The organism is Pseudarthrobacter oxydans (assembly GCF_030812335.1).
GTDB lineage: Bacteria > Actinomycetota > Actinomycetes > Actinomycetales > Micrococcaceae > Arthrobacter > Arthrobacter oxydans_B.
The window spans coordinates 1-20,449 of the sequence record NZ_JAUSSN010000007.1 but is presented as its reverse complement, the minus strand read 5'-3'; the positions used below and the strand labels follow the sequence as shown (position 1 = coordinate 20,449).

Annotated in this window: 17 protein-coding genes and 1 tRNA gene; 7 read left to right on the top strand and 11 right to left on the bottom strand. The window is 65.4% G+C overall.

Features of this window, described 5'->3' with window-relative positions; all coding sequences use genetic code 11:
- Positions 1–16 precede the first annotated feature (16 nt).
- From gltB to pyk, 3 genes are all read left to right on the top strand, one after another.
- Positions 17–4,636, top strand: coding sequence for a glutamate synthase large subunit (gene gltB, locus J2W14_RS12615; protein ID WP_307462875.1), 4,620 nt, complete (start codon positions 17–19; stop codon positions 4,634–4,636).
- Entirely contained in the window at positions 4,629–6,086 is a 1,458-nt protein-coding gene (locus J2W14_RS12610) for a glutamate synthase subunit beta (protein ID WP_307462874.1), read from the top strand. Before gltB ends, J2W14_RS12610 begins: the two co-directional genes overlap by 8 nt.
- An 82-nt stretch (positions 6,087–6,168) precedes the next feature.
- Positions 6,169–7,668, top strand: coding sequence for a pyruvate kinase (gene pyk / locus J2W14_RS12605; protein ID WP_307462873.1), 1,500 nt, complete (start codon positions 6,169–6,171; stop codon positions 7,666–7,668).
- 105 nt (positions 7,669–7,773) lie between these two features.
- Here the strand turns inward: pyk and J2W14_RS12600 are convergent, their stop codons facing one another.
- On the bottom strand, positions 7,774–8,379 hold the full coding sequence (locus tag J2W14_RS12600) for an ANTAR domain-containing response regulator (protein WP_301226264.1): 606 nt from the start codon (positions 8,377–8,379) through the stop codon (positions 7,774–7,776).
- 204 nt (positions 8,380–8,583) lie between these two features.
- On the opposite strand from J2W14_RS12600, the gene J2W14_RS12595 reads away from it, so the two are divergent.
- From J2W14_RS12595 to J2W14_RS12585, 3 genes are all read left to right on the top strand, one after another.
- Positions 8,584–8,664, top strand: a tRNA-Leu gene (locus tag J2W14_RS12595).
- A gap of 88 nt (positions 8,665–8,752) precedes the next feature.
- Complete coding sequence (locus tag J2W14_RS12590; protein WP_307462870.1) at positions 8,753–9,445, top strand: tyrosine-type recombinase/integrase; 693 nt, start codon at positions 8,753–8,755, stop codon at positions 9,443–9,445.
- Between the two features lie 118 nt (positions 9,446–9,563).
- Positions 9,564–11,738 carry an NACHT domain-containing protein gene (locus J2W14_RS12585; protein WP_307462868.1) on the top strand — a complete coding sequence of 725 codons (2,175 nt, stop codon included), beginning with the start codon at positions 9,564–9,566 and terminating at the stop codon, positions 11,736–11,738.
- Here J2W14_RS12585 and J2W14_RS12580 read toward each other — a convergent pair.
- Genes J2W14_RS12580 through J2W14_RS12560 form a run of 5 tightly spaced genes read right to left on the bottom strand, consistent with a single transcriptional unit; the run spans position 11,735 to position 14,556 of the window.
- The gene (locus J2W14_RS12580; protein WP_307462866.1) at positions 11,735–12,019 is read right to left on the bottom strand and encodes a hypothetical protein; all 285 of its coding nucleotides are present in this window, start codon (positions 12,017–12,019) and stop codon (positions 11,735–11,737) included. The two genes, J2W14_RS12585 and J2W14_RS12580, sit on opposite strands and share 4 nt — an antisense overlap.
- Before the next feature lie 43 nt (positions 12,020–12,062).
- Complete coding sequence (locus J2W14_RS12575) at positions 12,063–12,437, bottom strand: hypothetical protein (RefSeq protein WP_307462863.1); 375 nt, start codon at positions 12,435–12,437, stop codon at positions 12,063–12,065.
- Positions 12,434–12,772 (bottom strand): hypothetical protein, encoded by a 339-nt coding sequence (locus J2W14_RS12570; RefSeq protein WP_307462860.1) that lies wholly within the window; start codon positions 12,770–12,772, stop codon positions 12,434–12,436. Before J2W14_RS12570 ends, J2W14_RS12575 begins: the two co-directional genes overlap by 4 nt.
- A 45-nt stretch (positions 12,773–12,817) precedes the next feature.
- Positions 12,818–14,098 (bottom strand): Y-family DNA polymerase, encoded by a 1,281-nt coding sequence (locus J2W14_RS12565; RefSeq protein WP_307463398.1) that lies wholly within the window; start codon positions 14,096–14,098, stop codon positions 12,818–12,820.
- A 26-nt stretch (positions 14,099–14,124) separates the two neighbouring features.
- Positions 14,125–14,556: a LexA family protein gene (locus tag J2W14_RS12560; RefSeq protein WP_307462857.1), complete on the bottom strand. Its 432-nt coding sequence runs from the start codon at positions 14,554–14,556 to the stop codon at positions 14,125–14,127.
- Between the two features lie 1,160 nt (positions 14,557–15,716).
- Between J2W14_RS12560 and J2W14_RS12555 the strand changes: the two genes are divergently transcribed.
- Entirely contained in the window at positions 15,717–16,397 is a 681-nt protein-coding gene (locus J2W14_RS12555; RefSeq protein WP_307462854.1) for a VOC family protein, read from the top strand.
- Positions 16,398–16,441: 44 nt separating this feature from the next.
- Here J2W14_RS12555 and J2W14_RS12550 read toward each other — a convergent pair whose 3' ends face one another.
- The 5 genes from J2W14_RS12550 to J2W14_RS12530 form a co-directional block, all read right to left on the bottom strand.
- Complete coding sequence (locus J2W14_RS12550; RefSeq protein WP_307462853.1) at positions 16,442–17,080, bottom strand: helicase associated domain-containing protein; 639 nt, start codon at positions 17,078–17,080, stop codon at positions 16,442–16,444.
- A 195-nt stretch (positions 17,081–17,275) separates the two neighbouring features.
- Positions 17,276–17,998 carry a DNA/RNA non-specific endonuclease gene (locus J2W14_RS12545; RefSeq protein ID WP_307462851.1) on the bottom strand — a complete coding sequence of 241 codons (723 nt, stop codon included), beginning with the start codon at positions 17,996–17,998 and terminating at the stop codon, positions 17,276–17,278.
- Positions 17,999–18,124: 126 nt separating this feature from the next.
- Complete coding sequence (locus tag J2W14_RS12540; protein WP_370871287.1) at positions 18,125–19,225, bottom strand: S1C family serine protease; 1,101 nt, start codon at positions 19,223–19,225, stop codon at positions 18,125–18,127.
- A gap of 227 nt (positions 19,226–19,452) precedes the next feature.
- Positions 19,453–19,809 carry a helicase associated domain-containing protein gene (locus J2W14_RS12535; protein WP_307462849.1) on the bottom strand — a complete coding sequence of 119 codons (357 nt, stop codon included), beginning with the start codon at positions 19,807–19,809 and terminating at the stop codon, positions 19,453–19,455.
- Between the two features lie 28 nt (positions 19,810–19,837).
- On the bottom strand, positions 19,838–20,110 hold the full coding sequence (locus tag J2W14_RS12530) for a hypothetical protein (protein ID WP_307462846.1): 273 nt from the start codon (positions 20,108–20,110) through the stop codon (positions 19,838–19,840).
- Between the last annotated feature and the right edge of the window lie 339 nt (positions 20,111–20,449).

Sequence of the window (20,449 nt, the reverse complement as noted above, 5' to 3'; positions counted from 1 at the left end):
AGGAAGGACGTCTCCCATGACCCAAACCCTGCACAGCCCCAGTTGGTCCGACCCTAGCGAGCCCCAGCAGCCCGCCATGTCACCCTTCAAGCGCTTCGCGGCGCTGCCCGAAGCGGCCGGGCTCTACAACCCCGAGCAGGAGAAGGACGCCTGCGGCCTCGCCATCATCGCCACGCTGCGGGGGGAACCGGGTTATGACATCGTTGATGCCGCCCTGACGGCCCTGCGAAACCTTGAGCACCGCGGTGCCGTGGGCGCCGACGAAGGCACCGGCGACGGCGCCGGACTGCTCATGCAGATCCCGGACGAATTCTTCCGCGCCGTGACCGACTTCGAACTTCCCGCCCCCGGCCAGTTTGTCGCCGGCACCGCGTTCCTCCCCGCGGAGCAGCGCGAATCCGACGCCGCCAAGGCCGGCATCGAGGGCCTCGCCGCCGACGAGGGCCTGAAGGTCCTCGGCTGGCGCGAAGTGCCGATCGTCGCCGACCTGGTCGGGGCGATGGCCCGGGCCTGCATGCCCTACTTCTCCCAGCCGTTCTTTGCCTCCAGCACCGGGGAAGAGCTGGAGCGCAACGAACTCGACTCGCGTGCCTGGCGCATCCGGAAGCGGGCGCAGAACAAGTTCGGCGTGTACTTCCCGTCACTGTCCTCCCGGACCATCGTCTACAAGGGCATGCTGACCACGGCCCAGCTCGAGCCGTTCTATCCGGACCTGTCGGACAAGCGCTTTAAGACCAAGCTCGCGATCGTCCACTCACGCTTCTCCACCAACACCTTCCCGTCCTGGCCGCTGGCCCAACCGTTCCGGACCATCGCCCACAACGGCGAAATCAACACGGTCAAGGGCAACCGGAACTGGATGCGCGCCCGCCAGTCGCAGCTGGCCAACCCGCTGCTGGGGGACTCACCCGAGGAGCTCTACCCGATCTGCACCCCGGGGGCCTCCGACTCGGCGTCCTTCGACGAGGTCGCGGAACTGCTCTGGCTCTCCGGCCGGCCGATCACCCACTCGATCATGATGATGATCCCCGAGGCCTGGGAAAACCACGCCACGATGGACCCGGCCCGCCGCGCCTTCTACGAGTACCACTCGCTGCTGATGGAACCGTGGGACGGCCCCGCCGCCGTGTCCTTCACCGACGGCAACCTCGTCGGCGCCACCCTGGACCGCAACGGCCTGCGCCCGGGCCGGTTCTGGATCACCGAGGACGGCCTGATCATCTTCGCCTCCGAGGTCGGCGTGATCGACGTCGAACCCTCCAAGGTGGTCAAAAAGGGCCGCGTCTCACCCGGCAAGATGTTCCTCGTGGACACCGACGCCGGCCGGATCATCAGCGACGCCGAGGTCAAGGCCGAGGTCGCGGCAGCCAACCCCTGGGCCGACTGGGTCAAAGAAAACCTGATCGACCTCAAGGACCTGCCCGAGCGCGAGCACGTGGTGCACACCGCTGCGTCGGTCAACATCCGCCAGCGCACCTTCGGCTACACCACCGAGGAACTGAAGATCCTGCTCGGCCCGATGTCCCGCACGGGCGCCGAGCCGCTCGGCGCGATGGGCTCGGACACCCCCGTGGCCGTCCTCTCGAAGCGGCCCCGGCTGCTGTTCGACTACTTTGTGCAGTCCTTCGCGCAGGTCACCAACCCGCCGCTGGACGCCATCCGCGAGGAACTCGTCACCTCGCTGACCTGCGCGATCGGGCCCAACGGCAACCTGCTGGACACCAAGCAGGTCCGCCAGCCGCAGGTTTCGCTGCCGTTCCCGGTGATCAACAACGACCAGCTCGCCAAGATCGCGAACATCGAGAACGCCGACGGCGACAAGGTCGCCATGAAGGTCCGCGGCCTCTACCGCCCCGAAGGCGGCGAGAACGCGCTCCGCGCCCGGCTGACCGAAATCTGCGAGCAGGTCTCCGGCGCCATCAACCGCGGCGTCCAGTACGTCGTGCTCTCGGACCGTGACTCGAACGCCCAGTGGGCGCCGATCCCGTCCCTGCTGCTGGTCAGCGCCGTGCACCACCACCTGCTGCGCAGCGCCAACCGCACCAAGACCGCCCTGGTGGTCGAGGCCGGCGACGTCCGCGAGACGCACCACGTGGCCGTGCTGATCGGCTACGGCGCCTCCGCCGTGAACCCGTACCTGGCCATGGAATCCGTGGAACAGCTCATCACCACCGGCGACGTCCTCGGGGTCACCGCGCAGGACGGCGTCTACAACCTGATCAAGGGCCTCGGCAAGGGCGTCCTGAAGATCATGTCCAAGATGGGCATCTCCACCGTGGCCTCCTACACCGGCGCCCAGACCTTCGAGGCCCTGGGCCTCGGCCAGGACCTGGTCGACGAGTACTTCTCAGGCACGCACTCCCAGCTCGGCGGCGTCGGCCTGGACGTCATCGCGGCCGAGGTCGCGGCGCGCCACCGGATGGCGTACCCCGAAAACGGCATCGAGCAGCCTCATCAGGCCCTGATGGGCGGCGGCGAGTACCAGTGGCGCCGCGACGGCGAGCCGCACCTGTTCAACCCGGAGACCGTGTTCCGGCTGCAGCACGCCACGCGTGAGCGCCGCTACGACATCTTCAAGTCCTACACCCGCGGCGTGGACGACCAGTCCGAGAACCTCATGACCCTGCGCGGGCTGCTGAAGTTCAAGGCCGGGCTGCGCCCCGCGGTCCCGCTCGAGGAAGTGGAGTCCGTCTCCAGCATCGTCAAGCGGTTCTCCACCGGCGCGATGAGCTACGGCTCCATCTCGCAGGAGGCCCACGAAACCCTCGCGATCGCCATGAACCGGCTGGGCGGCAAGTCCAACACCGGTGAAGGCGGCGAGGACGTGGACCGGCTGCTGGACCCGACCCGCCGCTCGGCGGTCAAGCAGATCGCGTCCGGCCGTTTCGGCGTGACGAGCCTGTACCTGACCAACGCCGATGACATCCAGATCAAGATGGCGCAGGGTGCCAAGCCCGGCGAAGGCGGCCAGCTGATGGCGCAAAAGGTCTACCCCTGGGTGGCCCGGACGCGGCACTCGACGCCCGGCGTCGGGCTCATCTCCCCGCCCCCGCACCACGACATCTACTCGATCGAGGACCTCGCCCAGCTGATCTACGACGCGAAGCGGGCCAACCCCTCGGCGCGGGTGCACGTCAAGCTGGTCTCCGAGGTCGGGATCGGCACGGTGGCCGCCGGCGTCACGAAGGCCAAGGCCGACGTCGTCCTGGTCTCCGGGCACGACGGCGGCACCGGCGCCTCGCCGCTGAACTCGCTCAAGCATGCCGGTGTCCCGTGGGAGCTGGGCCTCGCCGAGACCCAGCAGACCCTGATGCTCAACGGCCTGCGTGACCGCGTGGTGGTGCAGGTGGACGGCCAGCTCAAGACCGGCCGCGACGTGGTGATTGCCGCGCTGCTCGGCGGCGAGGAGTTCGGTTTCGCCACCGCCCCGCTGGTGGTCTCCGGCTGCATCATGATGCGCGTCTGCCACCTCGACACCTGCCCGGTGGGCGTCGCGACGCAGAACCCGGAGCTGCGCTCCCGCTTCAACGGCAAGCCGGAATTCGTGGTCAACTTCTTCGAGTTCCTTGCCGAGGAAGTCCGCGAGATCCTGGCCGAGCTGGGCTTCCGCAGCATCGAGGAAGCGATCGGCCACGCCGAAATGCTCGACACCCGCGAGGCGATCAACCACTGGAAGGCCGAAGGGCTGGACCTGGACCCGATCCTGCACGGGCTCGAGTTCGACGACGACGCCCCGCTGCGCAACCTCACCGGCCAGAACCACGAGCTGGACAAGCACTTTGACCAGCGCCTGATGGTGATGGCCGCGGAGGCCCTGAGCGACCGCACCCCGGTCAAGATCGCCGTCAACGTCATCAACACGGACCGCTCCGTCGGCACGATGCTGGGCCACGTGGTCACCAAGACCTTCAGCACGGACGTGCTGGCGACGGACACCATCGACATCACGCTGACCGGCACCGCCGGCCAGTCGCTCGGTGCGTTCCTGCCGGCCGGCATCACGCTGCGGATGTTCGGTGACTCCAACGACTACGTCGGCAAGGGCCTTTCCGGCGGGCGCATCATCGTCCGGCCGGACCGCACCAACGTGTTCCCGGCCGAGCGCAATGTGATCGCTGGCAACGTGATCGGCTACGGCGCCACCAGCGGCGAGATGTTCCTGCGCGGCCAGGTCGGCGAACGCTTTATGGTCCGCAACTCCGGCGCCACCGCGGTGGTCGAGGGAATCGGCGACCACGGCTGCGAGTACATGACCGGCGGCCAGGTGCTCATCATCGGGCGCACCGGCCGCAACTTCGGTGCCGGCATGTCCGGCGGCACCGCCTATGTGCTGGACCTGCAGACCGAACGCGTCAACAAGCAGGCCCTCGAAGCCGGCGAGCTGCAGCTGTGCGAACTGGACGCCGAGGACCGTGAAATTGTCCATGGGCTGCTGCTGAAGCACTCCGAGGAGACCGAATCGTTGCTCGCGGCGCGGCTGCTGGAGAACTTCGACGACACCGCAGCCCGTATAACCAAGGTGCTGCCGCGCGACTACGCGGCCGTCCTGCAAACCCGTCTCGACGCTATCGAAGAGGGCCTTGACCCCGACGGCGAAGAAGTTTGGTCTCGAATCCTGGAGGTGACCGGTGGCTGATCCACGCGGATTTCTGAAAGTACGTCAGCGCGAAACCCAGCCCCGCCGTCCCGTTCCGGTCCGCATCATGGACTGGAAGGAAGTCTATGAGGCCCAGGAAAAGGGTGTCCTGAAGGCGCAGGCCGGCCGGTGCATGGACTGCGGCGTGCCGTTCTGCCACCAGGGCTGCCCGCTGGGCAACCTCATCCCGGAGTGGAACGACCTCATCTGGCGGGACAAGGGCGAGGAAGCGATGGAGCGGCTGCACGCCACCAACAATTTCCCCGAGTTCACCGGCCGGCTCTGCCCGGCCCCCTGCGAGGCGTCCTGCGTGCTGGGCATCAACCAGCCCGCCGTGACCATCAAGCAGGTCGAGGTCTCGATCGTGGACCAGGCCTTCGAGAACGGCTGGGTCAACCCGCTGCCGCCGGCCCGCCTCAGCGGCAAGACGGTCGCCGTCGTCGGCTCCGGCCCCGCCGGGCTCGCCGTCGCGCAGCAGCTGACCCGGGTGGGCCACACCGTCGCCGTCTACGAGCGCGACGACAAGATCGGCGGCCTCCTGCGCTACGGGATCCCCGATTTCAAGATGGAAAAAGAGCACGTGGACCGCCGCCTGGAGCAGATGAAGGCCGAAGGCACCCGCTTCCGGACCGGCGTCGCCGTCGGCACGGACGTGACCTGGGAGCAGCTGCGCCGCCGTTACGACGCCGTCGTCATCGCCACCGGCGCCACGGTCCCGCGTGACCTGCCGATCCCGGGCCGCGAACTCGAGGGCGTGCACTTCGCGATGGACTACCTCGTCCCGGCCAACCGTGTGGTGGCGGGGGAGACGGTCGAGAACGAGATCAACGCCGCCGGCAAGCACGTGATCATCCTCGGCGGCGGCGACACCGGCGCGGACTGCCTCGGCACCGCGCACCGGCACCAGGCCGCGTCCGTCACCACCCTGGCGATCGGCAAGCAGCCCCCGGCCGAGCGCGCCAGCCACCAGCCGTGGCCGACGTTCCCCACCCTGTTCGAAGTTGCCAGCGCCCACGAGGAAGGCGGCGAACGCACCTACCTCGCCTCCACCGTGGAGTTCGTCGGCGAGAACGGCAAACTGACCGGCGTGAAGGTGGCCGAGACCGAATTCGTCGACGGCAAGCGCCTCCCGAAGGCCGGCACCGAACGGATCATCCCGGCGGACCTGGTCTTCCTGTCCCTGGGCTTCACCGGCCCGGAACCGGCCGGGATCACCGAGCAGGTCAGCGCCGAGTTCGACGGCCGCGGCAACGTGGCCCGGGACGGCTACTACATGACCAACACGGAAGGCATCTTCGTCGCCGGAGACGCCGGCCGCGGACAGTCGCTCATCGTCTGGGCCATTGCCGAGGGACGCGCCTGCGCCGCCGCGGTGGACAAGTTCCTGATGGGCAGCACCATCCTGCCGGCTCCCGTGGCGCCGACCGACCGGGCCATGGCCGTCCTGTAGGCCGAAGCCGCTTCCGGTGGCCGGCGACGGTCACATTCTGCCAACAACTTCATCCAGACAATCGACTACATAGGGTAGGTATATGAGACGCGCTAAAATAGTGGCCACCTTCGGACCGGCAATCGCGAGCTTCGAGAACACTCTCGCCGTGCTGGAAGCCGGCGTCGACGTGGCCCGTATGAACATGAGCCACGGCGACTACGCCGTCCACGACACCACGTACGAGAACGTCCGCAAGGCTGCCGGGCAGCTCGGCAAGCCGGTCGCCATCATGGCCGACCTCCAGGGGCCGAAGATCCGCCTGGGCCGGTTCGTGGACGGGCCGCACCTGCTGGCCGTCGGTGACACGTTCACCATCACCACCGAGGACGTCCCGGGCACCAAGGACATCTGCTCCACCACGCTCAAGAGCCTCACCGAGGACGTCAAGCCCGGCGACGCGCTCCTGATCGATGACGGCAAGGTCGCCCTCCGCGCGATCGACGTCGACGACGTCAAGGTCGTCGCCCAGGTGATCGTCGGCGGTTATGTGTCGAACAACAAGGGCATCAACCTGCCCGGTGTTGCCGTCAACGTGCCGGCGCTGAGCGTCAAGGACGAGGACGATCTGCGCTGGGCCATGCGCCGCGGCGTGGACATGGTCGCCCTCTCCTTCGTCCGCGACGCCTCGGACATCAAGCGCGTCCACGAGATCATGGACGAAGAAGGCCGCCGCGTGCCGGTCATCGCCAAGATCGAGAAGCCGCAGGCTGTGGAGCAGCTCCCCGAGATCATCGACGCCTTCGACGCCATCATGGTGGCCCGTGGCGACCTCGGCGTGGAACTTCCGCTGGAGGAAGTGCCGATCGTCCAGAAGCGCGCCGTTGAACTGGCCCGCCGCTGGGCCAAGCCGGTCATCGTGGCAACCCAGGTGCTGGAATCCATGATCGACAACCCGCGTCCGACCCGCGCCGAGGCCTCCGACTGCGCCAACGCCGTGCTCGACGGCGCCGACGCAGTCATGCTCTCGGGCGAGACCAGCGTGGGCAAGTTCCCGATCGAGACCGTCAAGACCATGGCCCGGATCATCGAATCCACCGAGGTCCACGGCCTGGAGCGCGTCCCCCCGCTGGGCACCAAGCCCAAGACCCGCGGCGGCGCCATCACCCGTGCCGCCGTCGAAATCGCCGACCAGCTGGACGCGAAGTACATCTGTGCGTTCACCCAGTCCGGTGACTCCGCCCGGCGTCTGTCGCGGCTGCGTCCGATCCGCCCGGTCTTCGCCTTCACCCCGGTGGAGCATGTCTGGAACCAGCTCGCGCTGACCTGGGGCATCCAGCCGGTGCTGGTCCCGATGGTGGGCCACACCGATGCGATGACTGCCCAGGTCGACCGCAGCCTGCTGAACATGGACGTCGTCGAGGACGGCGACATGGTCGTTATCGCCGCCGGGTCGCCTCCCGGAAAGGCCGGTTCCACGAACATGCTCAAGGTCCACAGGGTCGGCGACCTCGCCGACGCCGGCAGCACCGGCGACGCCGAGGTAGCCAAGGACAAGCTCGGCCCCTGGCCGGAAAAGAAGAAGCGGAACTCCAAGATCTAGTTCCGCGCTTCACACAAAAAGGGAGGGTCCCCGCCGCTGGCGGGGACCCTCCCTTTTGGTTTATCGTTGCTGGCTCTCGTTGCCGGCTCCTGTGTTGCCTGGCGGCTAGTTGACCTGGTTGATGATGGTCTCGGCGACCTCGCGCATGCTGAGGCGGCGGTCCATGGAGGTCTTCTGGATCCAGCGGAACGCCTCCGGCTCCGTCAGGCCCATCTTGGTGGTCAGGAGGCTCTTGGCGCGCTCGACAAGCTTGCGGGTGGCGAACTGCTCCTGCAGGTCGGTCACTTCGCTTTCGAGGGCCTTGATCTCCTCATGGCGGGAGAGTGCGATCTCCAGGGCGGGGATGAGGTCCGCCGGGGTGAACGGCTTGACCACGTAGGCCATGGCTCCGGCGTCGCGGGCGCGCTCGACGAGTTCCTTCTGGCTGAACGCGGTCAGCAGGACCACGGGGGCGATCCGGGCCTTGACGATCTTCTCGGCGGCGGTGATGCCGTCCATGACGGGCATCTTGACATCCATCAGGACGAGGTCCGGCTTCAGTTCTTCGGCGAGCTGTACGGCCTTCTCACCGTTGTCCGCTTCGCCGACGACGTCGTAGCCTTCGCCCCGCAGGATTTCGATGATGTCGAGCCGGATGAGGGTCTCATCCTCGGCCACGACCACGCGGCGCGCCGGCTTGGACGTGGGGTTTGACTCCGTCTGTTCTGACACGGGAACTCCTTGGAAAGGTACGGCGGGAACTAAACCATCTTAGGTTGTCACCGCTGCTGTACTGGGACCGGGCTGGGTTCGATGCGGCGTCACTGGCGCGATTCTGAAATTCAGCCTATCTGCATGTAGAGTAATTTCGCGCACTGGAAGCGATCGCGTTGCTCACAGCACTGTGGCGGGGCGATTATGACACCGGTGTTCCGCGCCCGAGTGGCGGAATGGCAGACGCGCCGCACTCAAAATGCGGTATCGAAAGGTGTGTGGGTTCGAGTCCCACCTCGGGCACAGTGTTTCCGCAGGTCAGCAGGGTTCCAGGGCCTTGGGTGTGCACAAAAACTCGTTTTCTGTGCACACGAAGCCTAGAATTTTGGGTATGGCCAGCATTTGGGAACGGAAAAAATCGGACGGATCCACGTCGTTTACGGTCCGCTGGCGGAACCCCGAGACGCGAAAGCAAGAGGGGATTACCCTAGCGACGTCGGCCGAGGCCCAGACGCTGAAGCGCCTCCTTGATGCCAACAACCAATCCTTTGAGATTGCCCAGCATGCGATGGTCGCGAACCAGACTAAAGCGCCCACCGTCTCCGCCGTGATCCAAGAGCACATCGACTTTCTGGTCCGACCTTCAGTTGGCACCGTCCACACGTATCAGACCATGCTGAAGCTGCACATCGCCGACGTCATCGGGCACATTCCCGTGGACAAGCTCGATTACCGGCACCTGACGTATTGGATCAAGGGGATGCAGACCAAGGGCCGGTCGGCCAAGACCATCAAGAACAACCATGGCCTGATCTTCTCGGCGATGGAGACGGCGGTCCGCCTCGGGTACCGGAAAGATAATCCGTGCCGAGGCGTGCAACTCCCGTCAGGCGAAAAGGCCGAGGATGAGGCCAGGTTCCTGACGCACGCTGAATTCGGCCTGATTCTGGAGGACATGGGAGAGCGGTACAAGGCGTTGACTCAATTCTTGGTCATGACGGGAACGCGGTTCGGCGAAGCGACTGCGGTGCCTCGTAGCTACCCGCCCGGGTTCCTCACTGCAGTCGTTGACCTCATCAGGTAAGTTCCCGCTACTACACCTGCAACGTCTGACACCCGGCCTACGGATGCAGTATTTCAGTCGGTGGTGCGCCGTATCGAGTCTGAGCCAAGATGCCGCAGCTAGACTGCAGGCGATCTTTGTGGACAGCCAGCACCTTCCACATATCAACGAGCTCGCGGCCTATCCGATGCAGCTAGCAATTCTTCTGCATCTCCTCCATCGACGCCAATTTCTCCCGCAGCAGCGCACAGATCTATACGCGGAGTATCTCAAGACCTTCCTCGATCGGGAGCAGACACAAGAGAAAGAACCGCTGCTTCGCCAGCAGCGCCGCGTCCTGGAAAAGACGCATGCCTACCTCGGATGGTACCTCCAGGCGAAAGCCGAAGAGGGCAAAAGCTCCGGTTCCATCACAAGGGCGGAGCTACGTGATCTGCTGCGAAGCTTCCTCAGCGGCAATCAGGAAGAACAAGCCCTGGCAGAGGAAATATATTCGGCCATCACAGACCGGGTGTTGTGCCTCGTAGAACGCAACGACGCCTTCGAGTTCGAGGTGCAGTCTCTGCGAGAATATTTTGCAGCAGTGCACCTCTTCCAGAATCTCACGCCAAAGGGGAATGGCAACTCTCGTGATGATGGGCTGAACGCACTTCTGATCCGCCCGTACTGGATGAACGTCTGTAGGTTCCTTATGGGGTTGCTTGCCCATGGAGAAATCCGCGGGCTCATGGGGAATTTCAAATCTGCCAGTAGGGTAAGCGCACCGCATCCGCTGATCCGGATCATGGCGGCCGCGACACTAAACGACCGGATCTGCGATGACCTCGATGACAGCGAGCTTCGTGAAATTATCGATTTCATCCTCGAAGGTCCAGGCGTTATCTTTGCCCACGACGGCTTTTTGGACGCTTCTGGAAGCTCGTTAGTATTTGGGCACCAAGCGGGACGTTCCCAGGCTGTGGCCCACCTCAAATCCCGTCTGAGCACGGAATCCGACCCAACGACGCGCGCCGTCATTGCATCGATGTTGCGTGCGCATGCGATTCCGGAGGACAGGCTGGGCCGATGGTGGTGGGAGAACCATGAAGATGACTCACTGTGGCTTCGGTCCGCAGCGCACCTTCACGCTCTGCACGATCTTTCGACGGAACAAACCTCCCAGCTTGAATCACTTTTGACAGCAGACAGCGACCCACAAATTTGGGCGCTGGATACTCTCGTCGAAGGAAGACACGACAGCAACGAGAAGTCCATCGTTGAGCTTGCCGTCCGTAGCCTGAACACTGGGGCTGCCGAAACCATTAAAACCCGGAGCGCTACAACGGATCTTGAAGCGCTGGGTGTTCTGGCCGCGGATGTGCTCGAAGGGCCCTACACAAAAGGCGCGCCACTGCCACCGAGAAGTATCTACGCGATGCAGTCTCAAACTGCGCAGCGCATCCAACAGCTAAGTGGCCACTTTCAACTCCCGCCCGAAGGTTCTATCCGCCCCGACGAATGGGCGCCGTACCTGGCCGATGTTGCCGAGGCTTGGGGGCAAGGTTGGATACTTCGCCGCGTGGTTTCGATGACGCCGGCACACCTTGACCTGTCCGCACTCAGGCTCCGTCTTCGAAACGAAACCCTCCTTAGCGCGGTGCACGCAGAGAGCGATTACCGTGAAAACAGATCAAACGCTCAATGGTGGAAGAGCCACTTTGCATCCACGACTGACCCAACTGAACTGATGCTCGCAACAATCGCTGCGCTGGAGATAGCCAAACCCCAGGTAATTATCGATATCGCTGGGGTACTGAACGCTGTCGTAGAAAAATTTACCGGCAAGATGTATCGGACCCTGGAACGAGCTCTGAAAAGGGACTCTACCTCCTACCGAATTCGCGTCCTTGACCTACAGGAGGCACTGCGTCTTCAAACAGTCAACCTGTCGGGGAGGGTACTTTGGCTGGTGTGGATTATCACAAACGATTCCACGCGTGACCGCATTCGCAACCACTTAGAGCCTAAGGTTCACGATGTCCTTAGTGCCGGTACCAATGAAGGCATAGTCGTGCTTTCTGCAGCGTACTCAACCAGGAAGCTTCGCCCAGAAAAGTTCAAAGACACACGGCAGGCCCTACGCGACTCTGGATGGCTGGATCCACAACAATTCACGTCAATGACACTCGGCTTAGCTAAATTGGTTCTCGCGAAGCCCCAGAGCTGGCCAGTAGATCTGGTGCAGATGGCTGTAGACAAGTTAGGTGCCAAAGCCGCCGAACAGACTTCTTCACTGGCCGATGTTGCCGCCTCCTGTTCATGGTTTCGATCCTAACTACCCGTCGCATAGCCCTCCAGAGCCTCTACTTCCGCGGCGTCGAGCAGGCCTGCGGAGTCTGCCCCGGTGGCCCGGGCCAGATCGTCCAGCGACTTGAAGTGGATCCGGGCGAGGGTGATAGCCACCAGCTCCAGGAAGGCGGTGCCGTTGCGCTGCTCGAGGTCGCCCAGATAGTCGAGCATGCGCCGTTCCAGGGCGCCGGGTCCTTCGGATTCTTCCGCGGCGAGCCGCGTCAGCGTCAGGGCCACGAGGTCCGGGTTGTCGTAGATGAGTCCCATGGGCCAACGCTACCCACCCCGCCGTCGCGGTCAAGAGCCGGTGCTAGCGCCAGCTGAAGGATTCCAGCGCGCGCAGCAGGGGAGCGGGTCCGCCTTTCACGCGGTCCACGGGGCGTGCCCCGGAAAGGTCCCTGGAGGGGGTGACCATCCAGAGCGTGAAGTAGTTGTGCGGGATCTGCAGCTCCATCGCACGTTGAAAGAGCGCAACGACGGTGGGGCGGAGCTGTCCGCCGGGGAGGAACTGGAATCCGGGGCAGAAGGTGCCCTCGTCGATGAAGACGCGGACGAGCTGCCGCGTCACCGGTTCCGGGTCTTCCATGAGCTCGGAGAGCCGTCGGTGCACCTGCTGCAGGGTCGGCAGCGTGAATTCCGTCCGGATTGCTGCCCATGTCTGATCGGTGATGGTTCGGCCGTTCACACTTCTTCGGTTGTTTCGTCGGCGTCGCTGGTGCTGTCCAGGAGCCAGCGTGTGGAGAGCGGCTTCCGGCGCAGCGTGACGGTCCGAAGGGCCGAGGTGTTGCCGAAGCGGACTTGGACCCGCCAGAATTCGATGCTGACCAGATCCCCGCTCCCGACGGCCGCGGTACGCCGGGTGTCCCACCAGGCATCCCTGCCGTACCAGTGCTGGGATTCGGTGTCGGGATCGACCAGCCAGATCCGTCCTTCGTGCCGGATGGCGAGGGGTTTGCCTGCCGCGTCGGTCCGGACCTGGAGGTCGTGGGTCTGGGTGGGGGCTTCGATGGTGGTGGTCATGGGGGTGCGTTCTTTCGTGGTGCTGTCGTGCGGGCGAAGTTGGGTTTAGGCGGCTTTGACGAGGGGGAGTTCGTCCCAGTGGGTGGTGTAGCGGGGGGAGAGCATGTCCCGTTTCATGGTCCAGTCCGGCCCGCCGCGGATGCCGCCGTGGCCCAGGCCGATGGAGCCGCGCCCGTAGCGGCGGGTGATGTCTTCCAAGAGTGCTCCGACGTGGCGTTCCTCGTGCGGGTTCTCGAACAGGGCCAGGGGTGCCTGGTTGCCGCTGGGGCGCAGGTCGGTGACCATGATCCCGGCCCTGGCGTACCGGATGCCCTCGCAGATGCGGGGCAACAGGGCGTGCGCGGCCTTGGTCAGGATCACCGGGTCCGCGGTCGGCATCGGCAGCGGCACGCGCACCGAGGGGTAGGAGGTGTCTTTCGGGTTGAAGTGTGAGGTCCCGGCGAACGCGGTAAGGACTTTGGCCTGGAGCCCGTGTTTGGCCAGCCGCGCCGAGGCCTGCTGGCCGTAGACGCTCATGACCTGCCGGATGCCGGCCGCTGTGGTGATCGGGGTGGCGAAGGAGCGGGAGAAGATGAGCTGGTCCCGGCCGATCCGTTCTTCCTCCATCGGGATGCAGGGGGTTCCCTGCAGTTCCAGGACGGTGCGCATCATGACCACGGAGAAGCGGTCCCGGATCATCACCGGATCGGCCCGGGACAGATCCAGGATGGAATGAATCCCCAGAGCGTTGAGGCGTTTGGTCAGCCGCGTGGCGACACCCCAGATCTCGATCACGGACAGGCGGCGCATCAGAGATTCCCTGTCGGCGGCGGGCACGGAGTCCCAGTGGCAGACCCCGTCGAAGCCCGGGTTGTTCTTGGCCCATTTGTTGGCCAGCTTCGCCAGGGTCTTCGTGGGCGCGATGATGACGCAGACCGGCACGCCGACGTTCCCCCGCACGGTGGCCTTCATGTCCCGGCCCAGGGCCAGGAGTTCGTCCGGGGTGCCTTTGACGCCGAGGAACGCCTCGTCGATGCTGTAGACCTCCAGCCAGGCCGAGTACCGGCCGAGCAGCTCCATGACCCGGGCGCTGATGTCCCCGTAGAGCTCGTAGTTGCTGGAGAGGGCGACGAGTCCCCATTGTTTGGCGCGCGGGGCGAGTTTGAACCACGGCTCACCCATGGCAATACCCAGGGCCTTCGCTTCCGGGGAGCGGGTGACGGCGCAGCCGTCGTTGTTCGAGAGCACGATGACGGGCCGGCCCTCCAGGGACGGGTCGAATGCCCGCTCGGCCGAGGCATAGAAGCAGTTCACATCCACATGCGCGGTCTGCGGCATATGCCGCATCACCGCCGGCTTAGACACGACCGGCCCTAGACGACATGGAGGCATCGGGTTGCGACGCCCCACACGACCAGGTCGGATAAGGACGGGACCCGGATATCGGGGTAGGCCGGGTTCTCCGCCTGCAGCACGACGCCGACTCCGGTGATCCGGAGCCGTTTGATGGTCAGTTCACCGTCCAGGACCGCAACGACCACGGACCCGTCCACCGGTTCCAGGGCCCGGTTGACGATCAGTTCGTCCCCGTCGCTGATCCCCGCGCCCTCCATCGAGTCCCCGGACACCCGCACGACATAGGTGCTCGTGACGTCCTTGATCAGGTGCTCGTTCAGGTCGATCCGGCCATCAAAGTAGTCCTGCGCGGGCGAGGGATACCCGGCCGCAACAGCGACCGGAGAGATCAGCACCGACAACAACGATGCGCCCGCATCTATCACACGGGGACCCACAACAACGCCCACAACACACCTTTTATTCGAATATATGTTCGATTAACTATAGCCGTCAGGGCCGACAAAAGACCTATCCACTGTCTTGGTTCCCGCCTCCGGCCGGACGGGTTGCACGCCAATGGGGACAGCTTTGAGCTGTGCGGAGGGCTCCACCTGTCCACAGTGGGCACAACATGGCGGGCCCTTCGCTGCGGCTCCGCTTCGGCTTTGTAGTCGGCCTTCGCGGCTCCCTGCCTCGGGATGGCCCAATGCAGCTATGGCCCACCCGGTTCACTCCGGAAGATCTGGTTGACAAGGGGAGAAAGTGCTCCTAGATTCTTAGTGTTTTGGCCACATTTCTGGGCCGGTCATGCTTCACATTCATGCTGTTGCTGTTTCAGTTGAGCGGCTCTGCCGCCAGGATGCAGGAGGCCACGATGACGAAGACACCACTGGAAGATTTCCTCAAGGACTGCGTCGCCGCAGATCCGGACGGGGACGGTCTCAGCGTGGAGGAAATGTATGGCTTGTACCTGAGCTGGTGCGGGCTCGAAGGGGTTGCACCCGTGGGTGGCAGGGCGTTCAGAGCCGGTTTACGCGCAGCCAATGTCCGCATTGAACATCGTGGACGACGGTGCCCGGGTCTGAGGATGACCGGCCCGGCAGCGTCCGATTACCTTATCCACCGCGAACTCCCGCTCGCCGAGCTGGAACCCACTTCCGGACGTCCTCAACCGACCCCACACGGTGTCCCTGAACGCGTCGCGCCGCTTCCCGTCTGCCCGTCCGGGGCAGTCCGGGGCGTCGTGCCGGCTGCCTGACGGGCTCCGGCACGGTCGTAAACGCCATCTCTGCGGGGTCGCGTTCGGTTAGATCGCCCTGTGGCAGCAGCCCGGGCTTCTTCTGCTGGTCTATGAGGAAAGCCTCCGCGCGAGTCCAGGACTCAAACGCGGAGGCTCCCGGCTCTCCAAGCTGGGGGGACTGGAGAGCCGGGACGAGTCTACTAGGGCGTGTCTACCAATGGTTGGGTTGCGAGACAACCAAGTGCTCCCTCCAGGCCAATCAGGGCTCGTTACTCACCAGTTACTTGTCCCTTGGGGACAGCTTTAGGAGTACAGGGCCCTATTGGCGAGTCGAAGGCTGGGACACCGGGCCGATCTGTCGAACGCCCCGAGCAGTACGGTTGAGTTGTGAACGCCGTTATCGATCACCTGGTCATCGCCGCCGATTCGCTGGAACAGGGCGCGGCCTGGTGCGCGGCGACGTTCGGCGTTCAGCCCTCCGGTGGTGGCAAGCACCCGCGGATGGGTACTCACAACCGCGTGATTGCCGTCAGCAGCGAGAGCTTCCCCGACTGCTACCTCGAGGTCATCGCGATCGATCCCGACGCCCCGGCGCCGGGGAGGCCGCGCTGGTTCGGGCTCGACCACCCCGAGGTGCGCGAGGCTGTGCGCGAATCCCCTCGGCTGGTGCACGCAGTGGCGCGCACGCGCAAGATCGAGATGCTGCGCAGGGACCTTGCCAACTTCGCCCTCAACCCTGGCGAGTTGCTGGCAGCGCAGCGCGAGACGCCTTACGGACTGTTGAAGTGGCGAATCACAGTCCGCGACGACGGCCGCGCTGAATGCGCGGGCGCGCTGCCCAGCTTGATCGAATGGGAGGGGCAACATCCGTGTGCCCACATGCCCCCCACTAACGCGGCGCTGCAGGGCCTGGTGCTGCGCGGCGTTCCGACCCAGGCGGTCGACGTGCTGAAGCTTCCGGCCGTTCACACGAGCCCGATCGACGCTGCGCAGAACGCACCGCTCACCGCGACACTGGAATCGCCGCGTGGCCGTGTTGTGCTCGATGCGTGGCACGTCGGAGGCTGAACAGCGCTGAAGCCGCCAGAGGGCCGGATGGGAATTCCTCCCGGTCACCGCCGGGGAGGGCGGCCCCGTTTCCTTCCGGTCTGCCATCCCGGAACGGCATCGTCCAGGAGCTTAACCTTCACAGGGTCGAGGTCGCCGCGGCGCCGTTTGTAACGCTGGGCGTGGATCCACACTCCGAGGGTGTGTTCTCGCTCTGAGTCATAGTCGTGGTGGCGTGGCCAGTCGTTGCCTTCCCGCCGGAAGGCCACGAGCTCGGCAAGACGGTCGTGCCATCTGGCTTCGTCCGCAACTTCCCTGGGGGTTCCGGTCCATTCCGGAACCCGGGCGCGTCCGTCATGGTATGCCGGGTCAAGGGTGCCTTCGGCTGCTTCGCGCCGACGATCAGAGAGCCACCGGGCCATCGAGCGTTCATCCTTGTGCTCGGAATGTTCGCGGGGGCGCCGGCCCTCGACCACGATCCAGGCGATGACCTCCTCCATGCGGGTAAGGCTCATGGGGGAGGGGCTGGTTCTGGCACCGGCGGCGGCACGGTGTTCGCCCTCAAGTCCAGGATCACGGCGGCGGGCAATGACCAGGTGGTATCCGACGACGGCGGGATGAACGCGCACGAGCTCAGCGATGCGTGTCCGGCTCAGCCCGAGCCGGTACATCAGCACCGACTCCGCGTCGGCAGCGCGCCGCAACCGCCTGTCCAGGGCCCCATCCTGCCACGGCCCTCCCCACAAGCCGGGCGTGCACCGCGCCCGTACGCACTGCTTATTCCCGGTGTCGGCGGCCGTTGCAGGGCTTTGCCGTGCCCGAACTGTTGCTTTTGCCGCCGTCGGAGCCTGCCTTGCCGGGGTGGCTCCGGTGCCGTGTTAGGTCAGGTCGGGGGGATGTCAGTCCGTGTCGTTGAGGTCGAAGTCCAGGTCGAGGTCCAGTGGCGAGTTCAGCCGTCGCCAGGTGGAGGTGACTGGTGCGGTGGTGAGCGCACGGGCGATTGGCATCCGGTCTGCGGCCACGAGCTGGTCCAGGTTCAGGTCTGTCAGGGCGGCTATGTCTCGGACGGGGACCTGGAAGGTGCGGAACGGGCCGAGCGGGGGAGTCTCGTCGATGGCGCCGGGCCGCGGGACGTCGGGCAGGTTCACGAGCTCCGGGGTTTGGTCCACGATGTAGCCGGTTGCGGCGAGGTCGCCGTGGTGGAGGAAGACGGCGACCTTGAAGTACCGCAACGGGATGTTGACACAGCGGTAGGCGGGGTCGGTGTCACTGAAGATCGGGCCTGTGAAAACAACAAGCCGCCGGCCGTTGTCGGCTGCGTTTTCCAGCAGGTAGGACTCCAGGCCGAGCCAGAGGTCCGGGCCCTGGTTGAACGTTGCCGCCCGGGGTGCGGCGTTCGTGTAGTGGAAGGTGTCCTCGTTGGCCTGGGCGGCCTCTTCCCGGGTCTCGCCCCAGACGGCTAAGGACCGGCGTACCAGGTGGCCGCGGTCGACGTCGTTGCGGGCGCATACCCGCTCGCCGGTCTGCTGGTCTTCGCGCAGCCGGGGATCGAGCCGCCACCGATTGGGCCCGAAAGCGGAAGGGGAAACCCCCGGCCCGCCTGGCGGGCAGCGCGGGTCCACAGACACTGCTTTAGGGCGTCCGCTGGCGCGGCCGGCTGTGGGGTCCAGTGCTGTCCGTCGCAGAGCTCCGGCCCGCCCTGGCCCTGTATTGTCTCCGGCGTCTTTTGGTTGCTGTCCTTGTGTTTACTACTGGGTGGGTCGGTCGACCAGGTCCGCTTTGAGGTCAAGGCTTTGGTCGCCACGTTTCACTTTGAAGCTGACTGTATCGCCGGGGTTGCGGTTGCGGAGTTCTGCCAGGAGCTTCTCGGGGGCGTTCAGCGCCACACCTTCCATGGACTCCAGCACGTCACCGGGGCGAATGCCTGCCCGTCCGGCGGGCCCTTCCTCATCCACAGCAAGAACCACGACGCCGGTGTTCGCCGCAATGCCCAGCTGGTCGGCGATCTGCTGCGTCAGTTCGCCCGGGGTCAGGCCGAGATAGGCGTGTTCGGCCGTGCCGTCGGCCAGCAGTTCCTCCGCCACCTGCACGGCAGTGGCGGCCGGGATGGCAAAGCCGAGGGAGACCGCACCGGCTGACGGCGGGATGTACGCCTCGCTGATGCCGATGATTTCGCCGCGCATGTTGATCACCGCGCCGCCGGAGTTGCCGGGGCTGATGGGGGCGTCTGTCTGGATCAGGTCCACCAAGGACAGGCTGTTGGAGGCCGAACCCGGGATGGACCGGTGCAGCCCGGAGATGATCCCGGCCGTCGCCGTGTTCTCAAAGCCCAGCGGAGACCCCAGAACCACGGCGCCCTCGCCCACCCGGGGGAGTGTGTTCTGGTAAGTGGGCTTGGGCAGGCCCTTCCGGTCCGCCTGGACCAGCGCCAGGTCGGTGACGACGTCGGTCGCCTTGACCGTCCCCTTGACCCGCTGGCCGTCAGCGAAGCCAACCTCCACCGCGGTGTTGCCCCTGACCACGTGCTCGTTGGTAAGGATGAGCCCGTCGGCAGAATAGACAACGCCGCTGCCCAGCCCGCCCTCGGTGAAGATGGTCACCACTGAGGGGGCCAGGTTCTCCACCAGTTCGGCGATGCCGCCGGGCGAGGCGCTGGATCCCTGGGTGGTAGTGGCCGACGGCGGGGTGCTGCTTCCAGTCGTATTGTCACTTGACGTTTCGCTGGGCGACGGCGGTGGCTGCGATCCGGTGCATGCCGTCAACGTGAGAGAAGCGGCGAGCAAGATGCCCCCGGCTAAGGTGCCGAGACGTGCGGGATGCGGGAATCCCCGGCTGGTGCTGATGCTCACGGACAAACCTCCTGCGGATGCTGGCTGTCCTACCACCGTAGCCCCCAGTGGGCACAACCGGGCAGAGGGTCCTTGCTGCGAGCCATGAGGAAAGCCTCCGCGCGAATCCAAGGACTCGAGCGCGGAGGCTCCGGGTTCTCCAAGCTGGGGGGACTGGAGAACCACTCCAAGGGTACGAATCGGCGTGAGGTCCTGGCCGCTGGCCTCAGGGAGGAGGGGCTTTCCGGTCACCGCCGGCGGTGGCGGCCCCTGGTCCTCCCGGTCTGCCAGCCGGGAACAGCGTCGTCCAGGAGCTTGACCTTCCCTGGGTCGAGCTCGCCGCGGCGGTTCTTGTACCGCTGGGTGTGGATCCACACCCCGAGGGTGTGTTCCCGCTCTGAATCGCAGTCCATGTGGCGGGGCCAGTTGCTGCCCACGTGTCGGAAGTCCTCGAGCTGGGCCAGGCGGTGGTGCCAGCGTGCCTCGTCCTCGGCGTCCCTGCGGTTTCCCCGCCACCCGGGCACCCGGGCCAGACCGTCCCGGTAGGCCGGGTCCAGGGTCCCTTCGGCCGCTTCGCGCCGGCGCCCGGACAGCCATCGTGCCATCGCCCGTTCGCTCTGTTGCCCGGAGCGGTCACGGGGGGAGCCGGCCTTCGGCCTTGACCCAGGCGATGAGCTCGTCCATGCGGGCGAGATCCTTGGGGGAGGGGTGAGGAACGGGCGCGGCGCCGGCGGCCACCTGGTGTTCGGCCTCGAGGCCCGGGTCCTGGCGGCGGGCGATGACCAGGTGGTATCCGACCGTGGCGGGCTCGGAGCGCACGAGGGCAGCAATGCGCTGCCGGCTCAGCCCGAGCCGGTACATCAGCACCCATTCGGCGTCAGGAGCGCGCCGCAACCGTCTGTCCATGATGGACATCCTGCCATGACGTCTCCGTGAGTCGGGCGGTCACCGGCGGGTCCACGGACAATGCCTTCGGGCGTCCGCTGGCGCGGCCGGCTGTTGGGTCCAGGGTGCGCCGTCGCAGGGCTCCGGCCCGCCCTGGCCCTGTGTATCTTCTATAGGAGCATCGGTAAACGTCTAGACCATAGGAGTTCCTGACATGAGCAAAATTTCCCCCGTCACTGGCCACTACGTCACCGTCGACGTGGATGGCCTTGAATACAAGGTTTTCTATCTCGAAAACGGCCAGGGCCAGCCCCTGGTCTGCCAGCACACCGCCGGAGCCCACAACCACCAGTGGCGCGG

Coding starts and splice junctions, on each gene's coding strand:
- pyk (WP_307462873.1), top strand. CDS start 6,169: ATGAGACGCGCTAAAATAGTGGCCACCTTCGGACCGGCAATCGCGAGC.
- J2W14_RS12565 (WP_307463398.1), bottom strand. CDS start 14,098: ATGCGGCATATGCCGCAGACCGCGCATGTGGATGTGAACTGCTTCTAT.
- J2W14_RS12530 (WP_307462846.1), bottom strand. CDS start 20,110: ATGGACAGACGGTTGCGGCGCGCTCCTGACGCCGAATGGGTGCTGATG.
- gltB (WP_307462875.1), top strand. CDS start 17: ATGACCCAAACCCTGCACAGCCCCAGTTGGTCCGACCCTAGCGAGCCC.
- J2W14_RS12590 (WP_307462870.1), top strand. CDS start 8,753: ATGGCCAGCATTTGGGAACGGAAAAAATCGGACGGATCCACGTCGTTT.
- J2W14_RS12535 (WP_307462849.1), bottom strand. CDS start 19,809: ATGGCACGATGGCTGTCCGGGCGCCGGCGCGAAGCGGCCGAAGGGACC.
- J2W14_RS12570 (WP_307462860.1), bottom strand. CDS start 12,772: ATGACCACCACCATCGAAGCCCCCACCCAGACCCACGACCTCCAGGTC.
- J2W14_RS12580 (WP_307462866.1), bottom strand. CDS start 12,019: ATGGGACTCATCTACGACAACCCGGACCTCGTGGCCCTGACGCTGACG.